General features: G+C 58.4%; 17 protein-coding genes and 1 pseudogene. 8 read left to right on the forward strand and 10 right to left on the reverse strand.

Features of this window, described 5'->3' with window-relative positions:
- Nucleotides 1-27: 27 nt before the first annotated feature.
- Nucleotides 28-534 (reverse strand): HD domain-containing protein, encoded by a 507-nt coding sequence (locus tag MTP42_RS09165; RefSeq protein WP_005930482.1) that lies wholly within the window; start codon nt 532-534, stop codon nt 28-30.
- A gap of 36 nt (nt 535-570) precedes the next feature.
- Nucleotides 571-1,002 carry a hypothetical protein gene (locus MTP42_RS09170; protein ID WP_223383978.1) on the reverse strand — a complete coding sequence of 144 codons (432 nt, stop codon included), beginning with the start codon at nt 1,000-1,002 and terminating at the stop codon, nt 571-573.
- A 287-nt stretch (nt 1,003-1,289) separates the two neighbouring features.
- Here MTP42_RS09170 and htpG point away from each other — a divergent pair, with 287 nt between their 5' ends.
- From htpG to MTP42_RS09195, 5 genes are all read left to right on the forward strand, one after another.
- Nucleotides 1,290-3,218, forward strand: coding sequence for a molecular chaperone HtpG (gene htpG, locus MTP42_RS09175; protein ID WP_249257188.1), 1,929 nt, complete (start codon nt 1,290-1,292; stop codon nt 3,216-3,218).
- A gap of 99 nt (nt 3,219-3,317) precedes the next feature.
- Nucleotides 3,318-4,433: a 5-bromo-4-chloroindolyl phosphate hydrolysis family protein gene (locus tag MTP42_RS09180; RefSeq protein ID WP_249257189.1), complete on the forward strand. Its 1,116-nt coding sequence runs from the start codon at nt 3,318-3,320 to the stop codon at nt 4,431-4,433.
- Nucleotides 4,434-4,572: 139 nt separating this feature from the next.
- Entirely contained in the window at nt 4,573-5,859 is a 1,287-nt protein-coding gene (locus MTP42_RS09185; RefSeq protein ID WP_156058302.1) for a galactokinase, read from the forward strand.
- Nucleotides 5,856-7,355 carry a UDP-glucose--hexose-1-phosphate uridylyltransferase gene (gene galT, locus MTP42_RS09190; RefSeq protein WP_249257190.1) on the forward strand — a complete coding sequence of 500 codons (1,500 nt, stop codon included), beginning with the start codon at nt 5,856-5,858 and terminating at the stop codon, nt 7,353-7,355. The genes MTP42_RS09185 and galT overlap by 4 nt, the downstream gene beginning before the upstream one ends.
- A 131-nt stretch (nt 7,356-7,486) precedes the next feature.
- Nucleotides 7,487-8,254 carry a copper homeostasis protein CutC gene (locus tag MTP42_RS09195; RefSeq protein WP_249257191.1) on the forward strand — a complete coding sequence of 256 codons (768 nt, stop codon included), beginning with the start codon at nt 7,487-7,489 and terminating at the stop codon, nt 8,252-8,254.
- Between the two features lie 54 nt (nt 8,255-8,308).
- Here MTP42_RS09195 and MTP42_RS09200 read toward each other — a convergent pair whose 3' ends face one another.
- A complete protein-coding gene (locus tag MTP42_RS09200) occupies nt 8,309-8,899 on the reverse strand; it encodes a rhomboid family intramembrane serine protease (RefSeq protein ID WP_005930504.1) in 591 nt (196 codons plus the stop codon).
- Between the two features lie 82 nt (nt 8,900-8,981).
- Complete coding sequence (locus MTP42_RS09205) at nt 8,982-10,265, reverse strand: amidohydrolase family protein (protein ID WP_207684928.1); 1,284 nt, start codon at nt 10,263-10,265, stop codon at nt 8,982-8,984.
- 167 nt (nt 10,266-10,432) lie between these two features.
- Here MTP42_RS09205 and holA point away from each other — a divergent pair, with 167 nt between their 5' ends.
- Nucleotides 10,433-11,461, forward strand: coding sequence for a DNA polymerase III subunit delta (holA, locus tag MTP42_RS09210; protein WP_207684927.1), 1,029 nt, complete (start codon nt 10,433-10,435; stop codon nt 11,459-11,461).
- Entirely contained in the window at nt 11,458-12,075 is a 618-nt protein-coding gene (locus MTP42_RS09215; RefSeq protein ID WP_154277276.1) for a toprim domain-containing protein, read from the forward strand. Before holA ends, MTP42_RS09215 begins: the two co-directional genes overlap by 4 nt.
- A 53-nt stretch (nt 12,076-12,128) precedes the next feature.
- Here the strand turns inward: MTP42_RS09215 and MTP42_RS09220 are convergent, their stop codons facing one another.
- On the reverse strand, nt 12,129-12,881 hold the full coding sequence (locus MTP42_RS09220; protein WP_242700944.1) for a ZIP family metal transporter: 753 nt from the start codon (nt 12,879-12,881) through the stop codon (nt 12,129-12,131).
- 73 nt (nt 12,882-12,954) lie between these two features.
- A pseudogene (locus MTP42_RS09225) lies at nt 12,955-13,495 on the reverse strand (TIGR00730 family Rossman fold protein).
- 132 nt (nt 13,496-13,627) lie between these two features.
- On the opposite strand from MTP42_RS09225, the gene thiD reads away from it, so the two are divergent.
- On the forward strand, nt 13,628-14,428 hold the full coding sequence (thiD, locus tag MTP42_RS09230) for a bifunctional hydroxymethylpyrimidine kinase/phosphomethylpyrimidine kinase (RefSeq protein ID WP_117476894.1): 801 nt from the start codon (nt 13,628-13,630) through the stop codon (nt 14,426-14,428).
- Nucleotides 14,429-14,453: 25 nt separating this feature from the next.
- Here the strand turns inward: thiD and MTP42_RS09235 are convergent, their stop codons facing one another.
- From MTP42_RS09235 to MTP42_RS09250, 4 genes are all read right to left on the reverse strand, one after another.
- Complete coding sequence (locus MTP42_RS09235; RefSeq protein ID WP_117533310.1) at nt 14,454-15,026, reverse strand: chromate transporter; 573 nt, start codon at nt 15,024-15,026, stop codon at nt 14,454-14,456.
- Nucleotides 15,023-15,592: a chromate transporter gene (locus MTP42_RS09240; protein ID WP_249257192.1), complete on the reverse strand. Its 570-nt coding sequence runs from the start codon at nt 15,590-15,592 to the stop codon at nt 15,023-15,025. The genes MTP42_RS09235 and MTP42_RS09240 overlap by 4 nt, the downstream gene beginning before the upstream one ends.
- Before the next feature lie 72 nt (nt 15,593-15,664).
- On the reverse strand, nt 15,665-16,264 hold the full coding sequence (locus MTP42_RS09245) for an HD domain-containing protein (RefSeq protein WP_249257193.1): 600 nt from the start codon (nt 16,262-16,264) through the stop codon (nt 15,665-15,667).
- Nucleotides 16,265-16,667: 403 nt separating this feature from the next.
- Entirely contained in the window at nt 16,668-17,393 is a 726-nt protein-coding gene (locus MTP42_RS09250) for a M48 family metallopeptidase (protein ID WP_177719895.1), read from the reverse strand.
- Between the last annotated feature and the right edge of the window lie 2 nt (nt 17,394-17,395).

Consider the following 17,395-nt stretch of genomic DNA (forward strand, 5'->3'; position numbering starts at 1 on the left):
TTTCATGTGAACAGTGCGGCGGCTTCTTTACCACTCTTCTTCGTCAGCGCCCACCCTTGTGCGGCGGAACATGCTCTCCACAATGGCGCAGTATTTATCCGCCAGACAGACGATGACCGCCTCGCGGCAGGTCGGGATATGGCGGAAAGTCAGGGGCCACATGTGGCTTGCAATGACGTTCTGCTCCTTTTTGGTAATGCCGAACACCCGCTGTGCGTTCACACAGGCAGACCCCGGGTGGGAAAAGCCGTGCATCTCAAACAGATGCCGCAGGCCGTGGAAAGACCCCTGCTTGTGCCAGTCATAGAGATAGAAATCATGGAGGAAGGCCCCCACGGCCAGCGTGGTCTCATCGGCTCCCAAATGGAAGCGGTGGTTGATCCAGCAGCTGACCACGACCACATTCTTGCAGTGCTGGTAGGTGGTCACATCACCGTGCTGGATAAACTCACGCATTTCCTGCACCTTGGGGTGATGGTCGTACTGTTCCAGAATAGCGGACAGGCGCTCCCGTTCCGTTTGTGAAAGCTGCATGGAAAATTCCCTTTCTTTTTGTCAGAAACGCCGAGCTCAGCTCCGCAGCTGAACCGGGTTGGAGCTGCCGAAGTTCTCAGCGGCCGAAGGATTTTCGCGGGTCAGGCTCAGATCCACCAGATACTGCTTGCCGTCGCCCAGTGCTTCCAGCTCGGCCAGCTTGGCCTCGGCAGAAGCCTTGTCCGGGTACCACTGGATGAGGAAGAAGTTTTCCTCCTCCACGCCGTAATACAGCCACTGGCCGTCCGCCCGCAGCAGGTCGTCCAGATGATCCACCTCATCGCCGTCGGTCAGGCCCAGGCCCTCCTCGGCGTAGACATTTTCAGGTTCCACCTGCAGCACTTCGATGACCTGAATGGCGCTCTGTAAGTATTCATCCTGCGAAATGCTCTTGTCCGAGCGTTCCCAGCCCGTCAGGAATGCCTGCATCAGCAGGTTCTTCACGGAGATCTCCGGCTTCATTGCCATAACATATTCCTCTTTCCTCGTTTGTTTCCGCTGACCAGTATACGCTAAAAATTGTGAAAGGTCAACTATTTCTTTATGAATTTTTTGTAGCAACGCACAAAAGGCATTTTGTTCTAGTTCATTTCTGAACTTTTTATGAAACCCCTTGATTTTTGACCCGCATCGGTGTATATTAGCACTCGAAAGATATGAGTGCTAAGAAGATGCAGCGTCGGCTGCTTCTTTTGCATTGCCGCTCCTTTTGCGAGGGGCCGGATCTGAATACTGTACAAAAGAGGTTTTGTATTATGGCGAAGAAAGAATTTCAGGCTGAAAGCAAAAAGCTGATGGACATGATGATCAACTCCATCTACACCAACAAGGAGATCTTCCTGCGTGAGCTGATCTCCAACGCTTCGGATGCCATCGACAAACTTTATTATAAGAGCCTGACCGATCCTTCCGTGGGCATGAACAAGGGCGATTTCCGCATCCTGCTCACCCGCGATAAGGACAATCGCCTGCTGACTGTCTCCGATAACGGCATCGGCATGACCAAAGAAGAGCTGGAGCAGAACCTGGGCACCATCGCCCACTCCGGTTCTCTGGACTTCAAGAAGGACAACAAGGACGAGAACATCGACATCATCGGTCAGTTCGGCGTGGGCTTCTACTCCGCCTTCATGGTCGCCGACAAGGTCACCGTCATCTCCAAGGCATACGGTGCGGATGAAGCCTGGCAGTGGGAGTCCAGCGGTGCTGACGGCTACGAGCTGACCCCCGCCGAGAAGGACACCGCCGGTACTGACATCATCCTGCACATCAAGGACAGCACCGATACCGACAATTACGAAAACTTCCTCGACGAATACGGCATCGTAGCCATCGTCAAAAAGTACAGCGACTATGTGCGCTATCCCATCCAGATGGAGCGGGAAAAGAGCCGCCAGAAGCCCGAACCCGATCCCAAGCCCGAGGACTACAAGCCGGAGTGGGAGACCTACACCGAGCTTGAGACCCTGAACAGCATGGTACCCATCTGGAAGAAGCAGAAGAGCGAGGTCACCGATGAGGAATACGCCAGCTTCTACAAGGATAAGTTCAACGATTATTCTGACCCCGCCCGCGTCATCGTGAGCCGCACCGAGGGCACCGCCAACTACAACGCCCTGCTGTTCGTGCCCGGCCACCGCCCCTATGATTTCTACACCAAGGAGTATGAGAAAGGTCTGGCTCTGTACGCATCCGGCGTGCTCATTATGGAAAAGTGCGCAGACCTGCTGCCCGATTACTTCAGCTTCGTCAAGGGCATTGTGGACAGCCAGGATCTGAGCCTGAACATCAGCCGTGAGATGCTGCAGAAGGACAACCAGCTCAAGCTGATCCACAACGCACTGGAAAAGAAGATCAAGAACGAGCTGCACTCCATGCTGGTCAACGACCGCGAAAAGTACGAGGCATTCTGGAAGGAGTTCGGCCGCCAGATCAAGTTCGGCGCTTACTCTGATTACGGGATGCACGCTGAGCTGCTGCGCGACCTGCTGCTGTTCTGGTCTGCCAAGGAGCAGAAGATGGTCACCCTGCAGGAGTATGTGGACAAGATGCCTGCCGAGCAGAAGTTCATCTACTTTGCCGCCGGTGACTCCACTGACCGTCTGGCCAAGCTCCCCGCCGCCGAGCTGGTGCTGGACAAGGGCTATGATGTCCTGCTGCTGACCGAGGACGTGGATGAGTTCTGCCTGCAGATCATGCGCAGCTACCCCCGCAAGGATGCCGAGGGCAAGGACGGCACCGTGGAGTTCAAGAACATCAACAGCGGCGATCTGGGCCTTGAGACCGAGGACGAGAAAAAGGCCGCTGAAGATGCTACCGCCGAGAACAAGCCCCTGTTCGATGCCATGAAGGACGCGCTGGACGGCAAGGTCAAGGAGGTCAAGGTCTCCACCCGCCTGAAGGATCACCCTGTCTGCCTGAGCGCTGACGGCCCCCTGTCCATCGAGATGGAGAAGGTGCTCTCCAAGCAGCCCGGCAGCGAGGGCGTGAAGAGCGACAAGGTGCTGGAGCTGAACATCAACCACCCTGTGTTCGCCGTGCTGAAGGCCGCACAGGAGGCCGGTGATACCGACAAGGTCAAGAAATACAGCAGCCTGCTCTATGCACAGGCACAGCTGATCGAGGGCCTGCCCGTGGATGATCCCGCCGCTTACGCCGAGGCCGTTTGCAGCCTGATGAAGTAATTTCCTTTCCCACAAATAAATTACCCCCTTAACAAAAGGGCCGTGCTCCGCTATAATAAAGTGGAACACGGCTTTTTTGTTTTAGGAGGATTCTGCCCCATGGAGCCCAGACGCAGCAAACATTTCCTTGCCCACATTCCCACCATTGCCCTGCTGGTAGTATTCGCCATGTCAGCACCGCTGGGCGTTCTGTTTTTCATCCTGCGTGCCATTGACCGGGATGCCGAAAAAAAGGAGCAGGAGAACGCGGAATATTCCAGCGATTTCCGTCCCCAGGACACTGGGGCCGGTCAGCCAGCCCGGGACACCGAGCCGGTCTACGGCCACGATGTGCCCACTGCCGAGCAGCAGAACGCCAAAAAGTGGCACAAGACCCTGACCAGCCTCTGCACGATGTTCGGCGGCATCTTTCTGGTGGTGGGCCTTGCAGGCCTTGCCGATATCATTGACCTGTGGGGCTACTGGTTCGACTGGGGCGAGTTTCTGACCGCCCTGGCCCAGACCATTGGCGGCGGCGCTGCGCTGGCCATGGGCCTGCGGATGAAGCAGGCCCGCAAGCTGGAGCGCCAGCTGGACAAGATCGTTGGGACCCGGGATAATATCCCGCTGGACGAACTTTTTGCAGCCGCGGGCATTGATGCCGACAGGGGCCGCGCCGCCGTGGAGCGCGCCATCGACCACGGCTATTTCGGGGCCGATGCCTATATCGACAACCGCACCGGCACGCTGGTGGTGCGGGGCGCTGCGCCCCAGCCGCCCAGACCCGCCGAGCCCGCACCCGCACCGGCTCCCGAGGATCAGTATGCCGCCCTGCAGCGCCAGCTTCGGCAGGCCAACGATGCCATCCCCGACCCGGTGATGACGGCCAAGATCTCCCGGCTGGAGGATGTCAGCGCCCGCATCTTCGCACTGGCAAAAAAGGACCCGGACAAAAAAGCCCAGCTGCAGAAATTTATGGATTACTACCTGCCCACCGCGCTGAAGCTGCTGAATACCTACGCCCAGCTTTCGGCACAGGATGTGCAGGGCTCCAACATCACTGAGGCAAAGCAGAGCATTGAGCGGAGCATGGATCTGCTCATCACCGCCTTTGAAAACCAGCTGGACAAGCTGTTTGCCTCCGATGCGCTGGATGTTTCCACCGACATTGCTGCGCTGGAAGGGATGCTGAACCTCGACGGGCTTACCGGCGGCGATTTCGCGCCCCGGAGCTGACCGCCGGAACTGCGTTGACCTTTCATCCAGATGCAACAATAATACATGGTCTTTTCTCGACAGAACCGATATTATAGAATCAGAAGAACGGGCCCTGGCCCTTTGAAGAATCATTCACCTATACGAGGAGGAACGCGCCATGATGAAGCCTATTTCTGTCTGGAAGCAGGAGCTGGCGGGCGGCACCCATACCGCCCGGCTGGCCTCCCTCTACTGCTGTTCGCCGGAGCAGACCGCTGCCCACGCCGCACGCTATGCGGCAGTGCTGGACGGGCTGGAAGCTACCTTTGGTGCCCACACCGAAGCCGGACTGTACAGCGCCCCGGGCCGCACCGAGATCGGCGGCAACCACACCGACCACCAGCATGGCCGGGTGCTGGCCGGCAGCGTGAACATTGACATGATCGCTGCCGCTGCCCCCAACGGCCTGAACCAGCTGCGTGTGCAGAGCGAGGGCTATGACCTCTGTGTCATCGACCTTGGCGACCTTGCTGCCCGCAAGGAGGAAGAGAACACCACCATGGCCCTGCTGCGGGGCGAGTGTGAGGCCTTCAAGGAGCGTGGCGCTGCCCTCTCCGGCCTGGACGTGTACATCTCCTCCAACGTGCCCAAGGGCAGCGGCGTTTCGTCCTCTGCCGCCTTTGAGGTGCTGATCGGTGTCATCCTGAACGACCGCTTCATGGCCGAAAAGGTCTCCCCCATCGCCATTGCGCAGATCGGCCAGTGGGCAGAGAACGTCTACTTTGGCAAGCCCTGCGGCCTGATGGATCAGATGGCCTCCAGCGTGGGCAACATTATCACCATCGACTTTGCCGATCCTGCCCACCCCGATGTGGAGCCGGTGCAGGTGGATTTCTCTCAGGCAGGCCTTGCCCTCTGCATCCTGGATTCCGGTGCAGACCACGCCGACCTGACCGATGAGTACGCCGCCATCCCCAACGAGTGCCGCGCCGTGGCCGCTGTCTGCGGCGGCGAAGTCCTGCGGGATGTGCCCTTTGAGACCTTTATTGCAAATCTGCCCGCATGCCGCAAACAGTGCGGCGACCGTGCCGTGCTCCGGGCTTTCCACATCTACGCCGACAACCAGCGCGTTGCCCGGCAGGTAAACGCCCTGCGCGCCGGTGATTTTGAGACCTTCCTGCAGCTGGTCAACGAATCCGGCACCAGCAGCTGGGAATACCTGCAGAACGTCATCCCCGCCGGGTACAAGGAGCATCAGGAAGTGGCTGTGACCATTGCCGCCGCAAAGCATTTCCTGAACGGCGCGGGCGCTGTCCGCGTTCACGGCGGCGGCTTTGCCGGCACCGTGCAGGCCTTTGTGCCGCTGGAGAAGCTGGATGCCTTCAAGGCTGAGATGGAGGCCATTCTGGGCGCAGGTAAGTGCCACATCCTCTCCATCCGTCCGGAAGGAGGTGCCGTGCTGTGATCTCTACTGCCATTCAACAGCTCGTCAACTATGGGCTGGACACCGGGCTCATCCTGCCCGATGACGAGATCTACATCCGCAATCAGCTGCTGATGACCATGCAGCTGGACAGCTTTACCGAGCCCGAGGGGGATGTCTGCTACACCGACCTCGAGAGCATCCTGAAAACGCTGGTGGACGATGCCGTGGCCCGGGGCGTGTGCGAGGACAATTCCACCGCCCGCGATCTGTTTGACACCAAGCTGATGGGCGTGCTGACCCCGCGCCCCTCCATTGTCCGCGCCAACTTTGAGGAGCGGTACGAAAGCGAGGGCCCCCAGGCCGCCACCGACTGGTTCTATGAATTCAGCCAGGACACCGATTACATCCGCCGCTACCGCATCAAGCGGGACGTGAAGTGGGTCACCAAGACCCCCTACGGCGATCTGGATATCACCATCAACCTCTCGAAGCCGGAAAAAGACCCCAAGGCCATTGCCGCCGCCAAGCTGGCCCCCCAGAGCGCCTACCCCAAATGCCAGCTCTGCGTGGAGAACGAGGGCTATGCAGGCCGGATGAACCATCCCGCCCGCGAGAACCACCGCATCATCCCGCTGACCATCAACGGCAGCGCATGGAATCTGCAGTACAGCCCCTATGTCTACTACAACGAGCACTGCATCGTGTTCAACAGCCAGCACACCCCCATGAAGATCGAGCGGGCCACCTTCCGCAAGCTGCTGGACTTCGTGGGCCTGTTCCCCCACTATTTCGTGGGCAGCAATGCAGACCTGCCCATTGTGGGCGGCAGCATCCTGAGCCACGACCACTTCCAGGGCGGCCACTACGAGTTCGCCATGGCCAAGGCCCCCATCGAGAAGAGCTGGGTGTTCCCCGGCTTTGAGGATGTGGAAGCCGGCATCGTCCACTGGCCCATGAGCTGCATCCGCCTGACCTGTGCGGATGACGAGCGTCTGGTGGAGCTGGCCGACAAGATCCTGACCGCATGGCGCGGCTATACCGATGAGGCAAGCTTCATCTTTGCCGAGACGGACGGCGAACCCCACAACACCATCACCCCCATTGCCCGGGTGCGGGATGGCAGATATCAGCTGGATCTGGTCCTGCGCAACAACATCACCACCCCGGAGCACCCGCTGGGGGTCTACCATCCCCACGCAAAGCTCCACCACATTAAAAAGGAGAACATCGGCCTGATCGAGGTCATGGGTCTGGCAGTCCTTCCCAGCCGCCTGAAGCAGGAGCTGTTCGATCTGGCAGATATGCTGGTGGCCCGGGTACCTGTCGAGCAGTACCCCGAAGCCCTGCAGAAGCACGCCGCATGGGCACAGGAGATCCTGGCCCGCCATCCTGAGCTGAACAGCGACAGCGTCCACCTGATCCTGCAGGATGAGGTAGGCCAGGTGTTCGCGCAGGTGCTGGCAGATGCCGGTGTCTACAAGCTGGATGAAGCCGGCCGCGCCGGTTTCGTGCGGTTCCTCGAAAGTGTAAAGTAATGGATTAAACCTCTCAGTCACGCTTCGCGTGCCAGCTCCCCTAGTAGGGGAGCCCTTGGCAGAATGGTTTAAGTTTATCAAAGCAACGAAAGGCCCGTCAGTAGAGATGCTGACGGGCCTTGGAGGTATTTATGACTTACACATTGGAAGTTTGTGTAGACAGTGTCGCAAGCGCCCTTGCGGCAAAGCGGGGCGGGGCCGACCGGCTGGAGCTGTGCGCCGACCTGATCATCGGCGGCACCACGCCCAGCCTTGCGCTGGTGCGGCAGGTCAAGGCCGAGACCGGCCTGCCGGTGCGTGCCCTGCTGCGGCCCCGATTCGGTGATTTCTGCTACGACCGCTATGAGCTTACCCAGATGGCCGAGACCGCCGCAGCGCTGGTGCAGGCGGGTGCGGACGGCATTGTGACCGGTGTGCTGACCCCGGAGGGAGAACTGGACGTGGACGCGCTGCGCCCCATCTACGCGGCCGCCCGGGCCGCTGCAAAGGCCGCTGGCCGTCCGGTCGTCTGCACCCTGCACCGTGCCTTTGATGTCTGCAAAGACCCCTTTGCGGCGCTGGAAGCGGCCAAAGCACTGAACCTTGGCACCATCCTGACCAGCGGGCAGGCCGCCAGCGCCCCGGCGGGCGCTTCCCTGCTCCGTCGGCTGGTGGAAACCGCTGGGCCTGATCTTGAGATCCTGGTGGGGGCGGGCGTGACCCCGGCCAATCTTCCGGCTCTGGCAGCTGAGACAGGCGCACACGCCTTCCACATGTCCGGCAAGCAGGTGCTGGACAGCCGGATGATCTTCCGGCGGGAAGGTGTTCCCATGGGCCTGCCCGGCTTCTCCGAGTTTGAGGTCTGGCAGACCAGCGAGGAGACCATCCGTGCCGCGCGGCGGATCCTGAACGAACTGTAATCCATAAAACGACCCCGGAAAGCTGCAGTCAAGCTTTCCGGGGTCGTTTGTTGATCATCGCTTTTTTCTGGCAGCCGGTCTCCTGCGTTTCCGGGGCAGCATGGCATACACATACCCAAAGGCTGTGCCGCACACACCGCCCACGATGTGCATGAAGTTCGCCACATTATCGTGGGCAAAGATGATATCATACACCTGCTGGCCCAGATACAGTGCCGCCACCAGCAGCATGGTCACCGGGATGCCGCCGGAGAAGCCCGACAGCGATGCCAGCATGATGAGCATGAACACGATGCCCGAAGCCCCCAGCAGCGCCGTATGCGGGAAGAGCACACACTGCAGAACACCCGAGATGAGCGCCGTGAGCAGGATGCCCTTGAGCAGGGGGCCGCTGCCATATTTTTCTTCCATCGGCGGGCCGATGACCAGCAGCAGGAGCATATTGTTCAGGAAATGATCCCAGCTGGCATGGCCCAGCACATGGCCGAAGAGCCGGATGTAAAACAGCGGGTCTTTCAGAGAACCGCGATAGACGCAGAACAGGTGCTTTGTGGTCCAGCCGCCTGTCCACTGCCCCAGGAACAAAGCCCCCAGGGAGAGCAGAAAAAAGGTCAGGATCACCGGCGAATTGTATTGCAGCTGCAATGTTAGCTTGGGACGTTTCGTAAGCGTTTCATCCTTTCAGCGCCCGCTCTGGCACGGACGGAATTTAAGGATATTATAGCATTTATACCAGATACGGGTCAAGCAGGGCATCCACCGTTTTGTTCCGCTTGGGAGCGGGCTTGTGCACGGCACGGCCGCGGCAGACCACCAGCTCCAGCTGGCGCAGGGCAGCCAGGTCGTCCAGCGGGTTCTTCCGGGTCACGATGAAATCAGCGCTCTTCCCCGCTTCAATGGAGCCGGTCACATCCCCCACACCGGCCAGCCGGGCATTGCGCAGGGTGGCCGTGTGGAGGGCAAACTGATTGCTCACGCCGCAGTATTTGTGGAAGTAGCACAGCTCCCGCCAGAAATCATACTGTGTGACGTAGGGGCAGCCCACGTCATTGCCCAGACCCACCGGAATGCCGTTGGCAAGGGCCGTTCTGGCACTTTCCACCACGCCGTCAAAGACGATCCTGCCATTGTACTGGTCCTTCTCGGAAGCGCCGGAAATGGCCGGGTCAAACAGTGCATAGGGCAGCGCCGGGGAGATGGTGGTGCAGACGAAAGCACCCCGCTCCTTGTAGAGCCGGATGGTCTCCTCATCCATCTTTGCGCCATGCTCGATGGAGTCCACGCCGTTTTCCAGCGCCACCTTCACCCCCTCGGGCGATTCGGTGTGGGCAGCCACGGGATAGCCCAGCCTGTGGGCTTCATCACAGACAGCCCGGACCATCTCAGGCTTCATCTTCAGCTCCCCGGGGGTGCCCTTTTGGGTGGCATCCAGCACGCCGCCCGTGATCATCAGCTTGACCAGATCTACCCTCTGTTCACCGGCCCTGCGGAGCTGGGCCAGCGCTTCGGCATTGTTGTGGGCCGCCACTGCCACCGAACCTGCCATGTGCCCGCCGGGCACCGAGATGCCCTCGTTGGCGGCAAGGATGCGGGGAGCCAGGATCTTCCCCTTTGCCGCGTCGTCCCGGCAGCGGGTATCGAAATCTGCCAGACCGCCCACGGTGCGGATGGTGGTCACGCCGCCCAGCAGTTCCAGCTTGGCGTAACTGCACACCAGCCGGTAAGCCACCGCCCGGGTCAGGCCATTGCTCAGGATCCTGCGCACCAGTGCGGCGTTATCCCGGGGCTTTGCGCTGGGCTTGCCATTGCCCGCCAGATGGACATGCAGGTTGATAAGGCCCGGCATCAGGTAGCCGCCCTTAAGGTCCACCTTCTCATACCCCTCACAGGGGGCGGTATCCTCCACGATGGCGGTGATCTTCTCCCCGTCCACCAGCACCATCTTGTGCGCCGCCGGTTCCATCTGTTCGGTGCCGTCCAGCAGGATGCAGTTGAAATAGGCTCGTTTCATCCGTATTCTTCCCTTTCCGTTCCGGCGCAGGCCGTTTTCTTTCAGTATATCACGTTTGCGGAAGCGATAAAAGACATCTGTCGTTTTTTCTTCTGCCTCCTGCATTGACATTTCCCGCCCCGGTGGGTACACTTATAAGGTATTCTTTTCTGAAAGGGGGCCACGCCGTGGCAACGGAAGCCAAACTGCGCCAGCTGGCAGACCGCGGCTGTCCGGTCTACTATTTCTATTCCAGCGAGCGGTATCTTGTCCGGCAGGCAGTGTCTGCCGCCGTCCGGATCCTGAGCGCTGACACGGATGAGGAGACCACCGTGCTGGACGGTGCCGCGCCCGAGATCGAGCAGCTCATCATGGCAGCGGGCACAATCTCCTTCTTTGGCACCCGCCGCGTGGTTGTACTGCCCGAGCTTGACCCCGCCGCCTACGGCGACAAGGATTTGGACGAGCTGTGCAGCACCCTTGCCAGCCTGGAAAATGCCGTGGTGGTGCTGGGCAGTGTGTTCGAGCTGGAGCGCAGCAAGCTCAAGACCGGCAAGCGGGCACAAAAGCTGATTGCTGAATGCAAGAAGCTGGGCTTTGTCGAGGAGCTCTCCAAACCCAAGCCCTACGAGCTGAAGATGATGCTCATTGAGCGGGCCAAGGCGCAGGATACCACCCTGCCCGAGGGCGCTGCCGCAGCCCTGCTGGAGCGCTGCGGCGAGGATCCCTTTCTGCTGGAAAATGAGGTAGACAAGCTCTGTGCCCTTTCCGGCTACCAGACCGTTACCGCCGCCATGGTGGCCGAGATGGGCACCGTGAGCCTGGAAGCGGATGTGTTTGAGATGATCCGGATGATCACCGCCAAGAACGCCACCGGTGCCTGCAAAAAGCTGCAGACCCTGCTGCGCTTACAGCAGGAGCCCATTGCCATCACCGGCGCAATGATTGGCAGCTATGTAGACCTGTACCGGGTCAAGCTGGGGGCTTCCAAACGGAAGAGCTACGCCGCCGTGTTCAAGGATTTTGGCTACAAGGGCAGCGACTACCGGCTCAAGCGCTCAGCCGAAACGGCATCGCATTACACGCTGGGCCAGCTGGAGACCTGCCTGCAGGTGCTGCTGGACCTCGATAAAAGTTTGAAGAGCCAGCCCGTGGATGTGCAGACCCTGCTGGAAGCAGCACTCTGCCGTCTGGCGCTGGCGGGGAGCGGACGATGAGCGAACGAGAACTGCTGCACACCGACCGGGTGCTGGTGGTGGAGGGCAAATACGATGCCGCCCGCCTTTCCCACCTGACCGATGCCATGATCCTGCTGACAGACGGCTTTGGCATCTACAAGGACAAAAAACGCCAGCAGCTGCTGAAAGCCCTGGCGAAGAAAAACGGCCTGATCCTCTTCACCGATTCCGATGCCGCCGGGTTCCGCATCCGCACCTACATCACCGGTCTGGTGGGGGCAGAAAACGTGGTGCAGGCCTATGTGCCCGCCATCCATGGCAAGGAAAAGCGGAAGCCCCAGCCCGGCAAGGAAGGCCTGCTGGGCGTGGAAGGCGTGGACGATGCCATCGTCCTGCAATGTCTGCGGGATGCACTGGGCGCAGAAGCCGGGGCCGCGCCTGCCCGCCCGGAGGGTCGGCAGATCACCTACACCGACCTGTACAACTGGGGGCTTTCCGGCACCCCGGGCAGTGCCGAGCGGAAATACCAGCTGCTCAATGCGCTGGGCCTGCCGCCCCGGCTCTCCAAAAAGGAGCTGGTGGAGGCGCTGAACCGGCTGTACAGCTTTGAGCAGCTGGATACCCTGCAGGCCGAAATACTAGAAGCACACTGACAGACAAAAAGGAGACCGTACCACGCGGTCTCCTTTTTGTGTTACAGAATATTTTATAGGGCAACATCCAGCGCCATCATCAGGGCAAACCCTGCCACCACGCTGATGACTCCCGCCGGTTCGTCTGCCTCCACGGCTTCCGGAATCATCTCCTGTGCCGTCACGCAGACCATGCACCCGGCGGCAAGGCTCATCAGCCAGGGCAGGGCCGCACTGACCCACCCGGCCAGTGCAAGGGCCAGCAGGCCTCCCAGCGGCTCCACAAGCCCGGAGGCAGCCCCCGCCGCAAAGGCGCGGCGCTTAGACCTGCCCTCCTGCGCCAACGGCAGGCTGACCGCAGCCCCCTCGGGAATGTTCTGCAGCCCGATGCCCAGCGCAAGGGCCAGCGCCCCGCTGATGGCATCCGGTTCTCCCCGCAGGGCCAGCGCGGCAGCAAGGCCCACCACCATGCCCTCGGGCAAGTTGTGCAGGGTGACTGCCAGCACCATCCGCCCACAGCGGCCCGGCCCGGCGTTCAATAGGCGGCCCGCCAGCGTTTCCAGCCGCAAAAGCCCCACCGCACCCAGCAGCAGGCCCACGGCAGGTGGGACCCATGCAGGCAGCGGCCCCTGCTCTGCCCGCTCAATGGCCGGCAAAAGCAGGCTCCATACGCTGGCCGCCAGCATGATGCCCGCCGCCATGCCGCAGAGCATCCGCCGGGTGGCAGGCTCCCCGGTCTTCCGCAGCAGGAACACACCAGCCGCACCGGCCGTGGTGCAGAGCATCGGCAGCAGCAGCACGGCCGCCGTCAGGAAAATCTGTTCCAAATCGCACTCCCCCTTTTCCCGGTCTATGCCAGGGCGGCAGGAGGTGTGCAGAGAGCGACCCTAAACAGGATCTTCAAAAGGATTTCTGCAAAATTTCCTTGATCTGCTCCAGATCCTCTACAAAATAGATTCCCTGCTGGCGTTCCGGGGAGGAGAGTCCCTTTTCGATCATCCGGGTAAGCAGAGCTTTCAGGCCATCGTAGTAACCATTCAGGTTATAGGAGGATGCAGGGCGCATCCAGATGCCTGAGCGACACCTTGGACATCACCTCGGCGATCTCCTCCAGTGTGCCGGTGCCGCCGGGAAACGCAATAAACGCATCCCCCAGCGCGATCATCTTTGTTTTGCGCTCTGTCATATCCTTTGTCACGATCAGCTCCGTCAGCCCCTCGTGCTGCAGCTCTTCCTGCACGAAAAACTCCGGTTCCACGCCGGTCACTTCGCCCCCGGCGTTCAGGGTGCTTTCGGCGATCTCTCCCATCAGGCCGCAGCGGGAGCCGCCGTACACCAGCGCGTTCCCGCTCTCCCCGATCCATCTTCCCAGCTCCTGCACCGCCTGCTTCAGGGCCGGATCATTGCCCTCGTTTGCGCCCAGATATACCGTGATGTTCATTGTATTCTCTCCCAGTTTTGTTTTTGCCTTATTTTATCACGCTTTTCTCCGGCAGAAAAGAGGGCGGGCCGGTTTTCCTTGCAAATGCTGCCGGACTGTGCTATGCTGAGAGGAAAAAGGGGGATTTTCCTTATGAAAACAGCATTGACCATTGCCGGAAGCGACTCCAGCGGCGGCGCAGGCATTCAGGCCGACATCAAGACCATGACCGCCAACGGCGTGTTTGCCCTGAGCGCCATCACGGCTCTGACAGCCCAGAACACCACCGGCGTGACCGGAATCTTTGAGACCACACCCGAATTTCTGGCCCAACAGCTGGATGCGGTGTTCACCGATATCTACCCGGATGCCATCAAGATCGGCATGGTGTCGTCGTCTGCGCTCATTGAGACCATTGCCAAAAAGCTGCGCCAGTACGATGCCAAGCACATCGTAGTCGATCCCGTGATGGTGGCCACCTCCGGCTCCAAGCTGCTGCAGGACAGCGCCATCCAGATCCTGACCGGGCAGCTTCTGCCCATGGCCGAGGTGGTCACGCCCAACATTCCAGAGGCTGAAATCCTGTCCGGCATGACCATCACCGATGCCGCCGGGATGGAGGCCGCTGCAAAGTGCATCAGCGAAAAATACGGCTGTGCCGTGCTCTGCAAGGGCGGCCACAAGGTGAACGATGCCGACGATCTGCTCTGGCGCAACGGCAGCGGCAAATGGTTCCACGGCGAGCGCATCGCCAACCCCAATACCCACGGCACCGGCTGCACCCTGTCCAGCGCCATTGCCTCCAATCTGGCAAAGGGCTATCCCCTGGATGCCGCCGTTGAGCGGGCCAAGGCATATATTTCAGGCTGCCTGTCCGCCATGCTCGATTTGGGCAAAGGCTCCGGCCCCATGGACCACATGTTCGCCCTGCGCGGCGAATTCGTGGAGCACTGAGCCACAAAAAAAGGGCGATGATCTCTCATACGCCCCAGAACAGGATTCCCAGTCCCGCCGCCAGCAGGATCATTCCGATGGGCGACGGGGCTTTTTGCGTCCGCTTCTTCCAGACAAAATGCACCGCCCATAAAACAGCGAACACAAGGATCGATCTCGCATCCGGTGCAAATCCATCCGCCAGCGTCTTGATGCCGCCCAGTGTGGAGAGCATCATATTCAGCGCGGTCGCCAGGATCATGGCCACCACACAGGGCCGCACACCGGAAAGAAAGGCTTCCACGCCCGCATACTTCATCAGGTTTTTCAGCACCGCCGCGATCAGCAGGATGATGAAGAACGAAGGCAGCACCACACCCAGCGTAGCGATCAGCGCTCCCGGAAAGCCGCCCTGCGATGAACCGATAAAGGTTGCCATATTGACCGCCAGCGGGCCCGGCGTGGACTCGGAAACGGCGATAAAACTCAGGAATTCTGCTTCGGTCAGCCAGCCATGACGCAGCACGGTCTCCCGCACCAGCGAGATCATCCCGTAGCCGCCGCCAAAGGAGAGCGCTCCGATCATCAGAAAATTGAGGAACAGCTGGAGGTAGATCATGCTTTCTCCTCCTTCCGCAGCTTTTTTAACAGGTAGAGCAGCACCCCTGCCGCCCCGCAGAGCAGGATGTAGTAGAGGGACGAGAAGGACACCGCCGCCACCGAGCAGCCCACCATGGCCACCACGACCCCGGCAACGATGATTCTGTTGAAGGCCGTGCCGGACAGGCTTTTCAGCATCTTCATCCCTGCCGAAAGGATCAGATAGATGACGCAGACCTGAATGCCCCGGAACGCGCTTGCCACTGCCGACAGCTGCAAGAACCGGTCAAACACCAGTGAGATCAGGTAGATGACCACAAACGAAGGCAGGCAGACCGCCAGCGTGGATGCCGTGGCCCCCTCTACCCCTTCAATCTTATACCCCACATAGGTGGCGCTGTTCACCGCCACAGGGCCCGGCGTGGACTCCGCAATGGCGACCATATCGAGAAATTCCTCCCGGCTCAGCCACTGCTTGTCTTCCACAAATTCCCGTTCCAGCAGGGCCACCATTGCGTAGCCGCCGCCAAATGTGAACGCACCGATTTTCAAAAAAGTCCAGAACAGATCCCTTGTTTTTTTCATACACTTCACCTCGCTGCCTGCCTATTATAGCATAAAGTGTCCCATCAGGAAACCCATTCATAAGGCCTGCGATCATCCTATCTCTTCCGGCACAAATGAGTCCTTCTCACAAACAAGGTAGATGTCCTTCTTCATTTTCTTCTCAAAGTATCGTTTCAATCTCATATTGGAATCCCACTTGTCCTGCGGATAAGAGCCATACCGTTTCTTTACATCGTTCATTCTATCTTCTATATCCAGAACCCCTTCCGCTCCTGCCAGACTATCACACAATTGAATCAGCCGGTCATAATCATCGTATACTGTCCTGGCCAATTCAGTCTTAATCATTTTCATTTCTTCATCTGAAACATCAAATTTTCCAATGTATTCATTTATCGTGTGATTGTTAAAAGAATGCGTCAAACAGATTTTTGCCGCCTCATCATATCCAAGGCACATCATATATGTGTACCCATCGGAAACATGGCCAAGATGTCTTACACCAAATTTTCTTCCTATATCATGCAGTAAGCCTAAAACATAGGCCTTCTCCGCATCCATATCTCCACATGCCGCTGCTATTTTTTTTGCACAATGTGCTGCTGTTAAACTATGTTTTCCCCAAGGCCCCGGATTATTTGATAGACCATCCCGAATCAACGCCATTGCTTCATCTCTTGTCGGCAGCATACCCTATTCCTTCTTTCCCTTTTCTTATGCATTGATAAAAACAAATGCCGAAAACCCGCATGAATACAGGCTTTCGGCATTTTGATCCATTACTCAAGCTCGGTAAGTTCGGAGTCTTACTAAACAAATTTGTTTAGTAATACTATTCTTGAATGTTCACTTTTTCATGAGATTGCTGTGCTAGATGTGGCTTGCTGATTTTTTAGTATCAGGATAGTATCACACGGAGCAATAACCTCTGACTGTATTATAGCGTGTTTCAGCTCTTGATGCAACTACCTATTATGCGTCCCACTTTACCTGAACATTCGTCTCAAACTTTGCAATGTTCTGCGCAAATGCAAAGGTTCACCTTCGAGAGCTGAATTATCTTTGAAGGAAGGATTTTTCGAGTTTAGCAATATTATAATTCGTGTACGACCTCCTGATCTAGAACGAGCTTGCGTTCTTTCCAGTCGGGCATATAGTTGGAGAGAAAGGCATAGAACTGCTTGCTGTGGTTCGGATATAGAAAATGCACCAGTTCATGCAGGACCACATAATCAATATAGGGCGTTCTGGCCTTGATCAAATAGAAGTTAAAGGTTATCACATGTCGTGCAATGCTGCAACTTCCCCACAGTGTCTTCATCTTCCGGATCGATAATTCAGGCATTGCAACACCATATTTTTCTACGATGGGATACCAAACATGCACACGTTCCTGCAGGATCTCTTTCGCCTGCCTGCGCCACCACGCCTCAAACAGCTGCTTTACATGCGCCTGATCCTCGGGTGACTTACAGCAGATACGAATCTTCTTTCCCTCTGCATATACACATTCCTTTTCGCACTGTGACAATGCAAAGATCATATCTTCGCCCAGCATCCGGATAGAGTATCCGTTCCGAATCTCTTTGGTTGCGGCATAGCCGACAGTTTTTTGGAAAGATTGCAATTTCGACTCGATCCAGTCGCTCTTTTCCATAAGGAACGATTCCGCCCATGCGTCGGGGGCGGATTGCGGCAGCGATAGCACAATTTTCTGATTCGGATAGACCTTCAGGCGGCAGGTCTTCATTTTTTTTCGATCAAGGTTGACCGTCACTGCACTTCCGAATGTTGGCAGTGTTATGCAGATGGTTTCCATTG

Source organism: Faecalibacterium sp. I2-3-92 (genome assembly GCF_023347315.1).
GTDB lineage: Bacteria > Bacillota > Clostridia > Oscillospirales > Ruminococcaceae > Faecalibacterium > Faecalibacterium duncaniae.

Excerpts from the sequence above, each read along its gene's own strand:
- MTP42_RS09165 (WP_005930482.1), bottom strand. The coding sequence starts at position 534 with ATGCAGCTTTCACAAACGGAACGGGAGCGCCTGTCCGCTATTCTGGAA.
- MTP42_RS09170 (WP_223383978.1), bottom strand. The coding sequence starts at position 1,002 with ATGGCAATGAAGCCGGAGATCTCCGTGAAGAACCTGCTGATGCAGGCA.
- htpG (WP_249257188.1), top strand. The coding sequence starts at position 1,290 with ATGGCGAAGAAAGAATTTCAGGCTGAAAGCAAAAAGCTGATGGACATG.
- MTP42_RS09180 (WP_249257189.1), top strand. The coding sequence starts at position 3,318 with ATGGAGCCCAGACGCAGCAAACATTTCCTTGCCCACATTCCCACCATT.
- MTP42_RS09185 (WP_156058302.1), top strand. The coding sequence starts at position 4,573 with ATGATGAAGCCTATTTCTGTCTGGAAGCAGGAGCTGGCGGGCGGCACC.
- MTP42_RS09195 (WP_249257191.1), top strand. The coding sequence starts at position 7,487 with ATGACTTACACATTGGAAGTTTGTGTAGACAGTGTCGCAAGCGCCCTT.
- MTP42_RS09205 (WP_207684928.1), bottom strand. The coding sequence starts at position 10,265 with ATGAAACGAGCCTATTTCAACTGCATCCTGCTGGACGGCACCGAACAG.
- MTP42_RS09215 (WP_154277276.1), top strand. The coding sequence starts at position 11,458 with ATGAGCGAACGAGAACTGCTGCACACCGACCGGGTGCTGGTGGTGGAG.
- thiD (WP_117476894.1), top strand. The coding sequence starts at position 13,628 with ATGAAAACAGCATTGACCATTGCCGGAAGCGACTCCAGCGGCGGCGCA.
- MTP42_RS09235 (WP_117533310.1), bottom strand. The coding sequence starts at position 15,026 with ATGATCTACCTCCAGCTGTTCCTCAATTTTCTGATGATCGGAGCGCTC.
- MTP42_RS09240 (WP_249257192.1), bottom strand. The coding sequence starts at position 15,592 with ATGAAAAAAACAAGGGATCTGTTCTGGACTTTTTTGAAAATCGGTGCG.
- MTP42_RS09245 (WP_249257193.1), bottom strand. The coding sequence starts at position 16,264 with ATGCTGCCGACAAGAGATGAAGCAATGGCGTTGATTCGGGATGGTCTA.
- MTP42_RS09250 (WP_177719895.1), bottom strand. The coding sequence starts at position 17,393 with ATGGAAACCATCTGCATAACACTGCCAACATTCGGAAGTGCAGTGACG.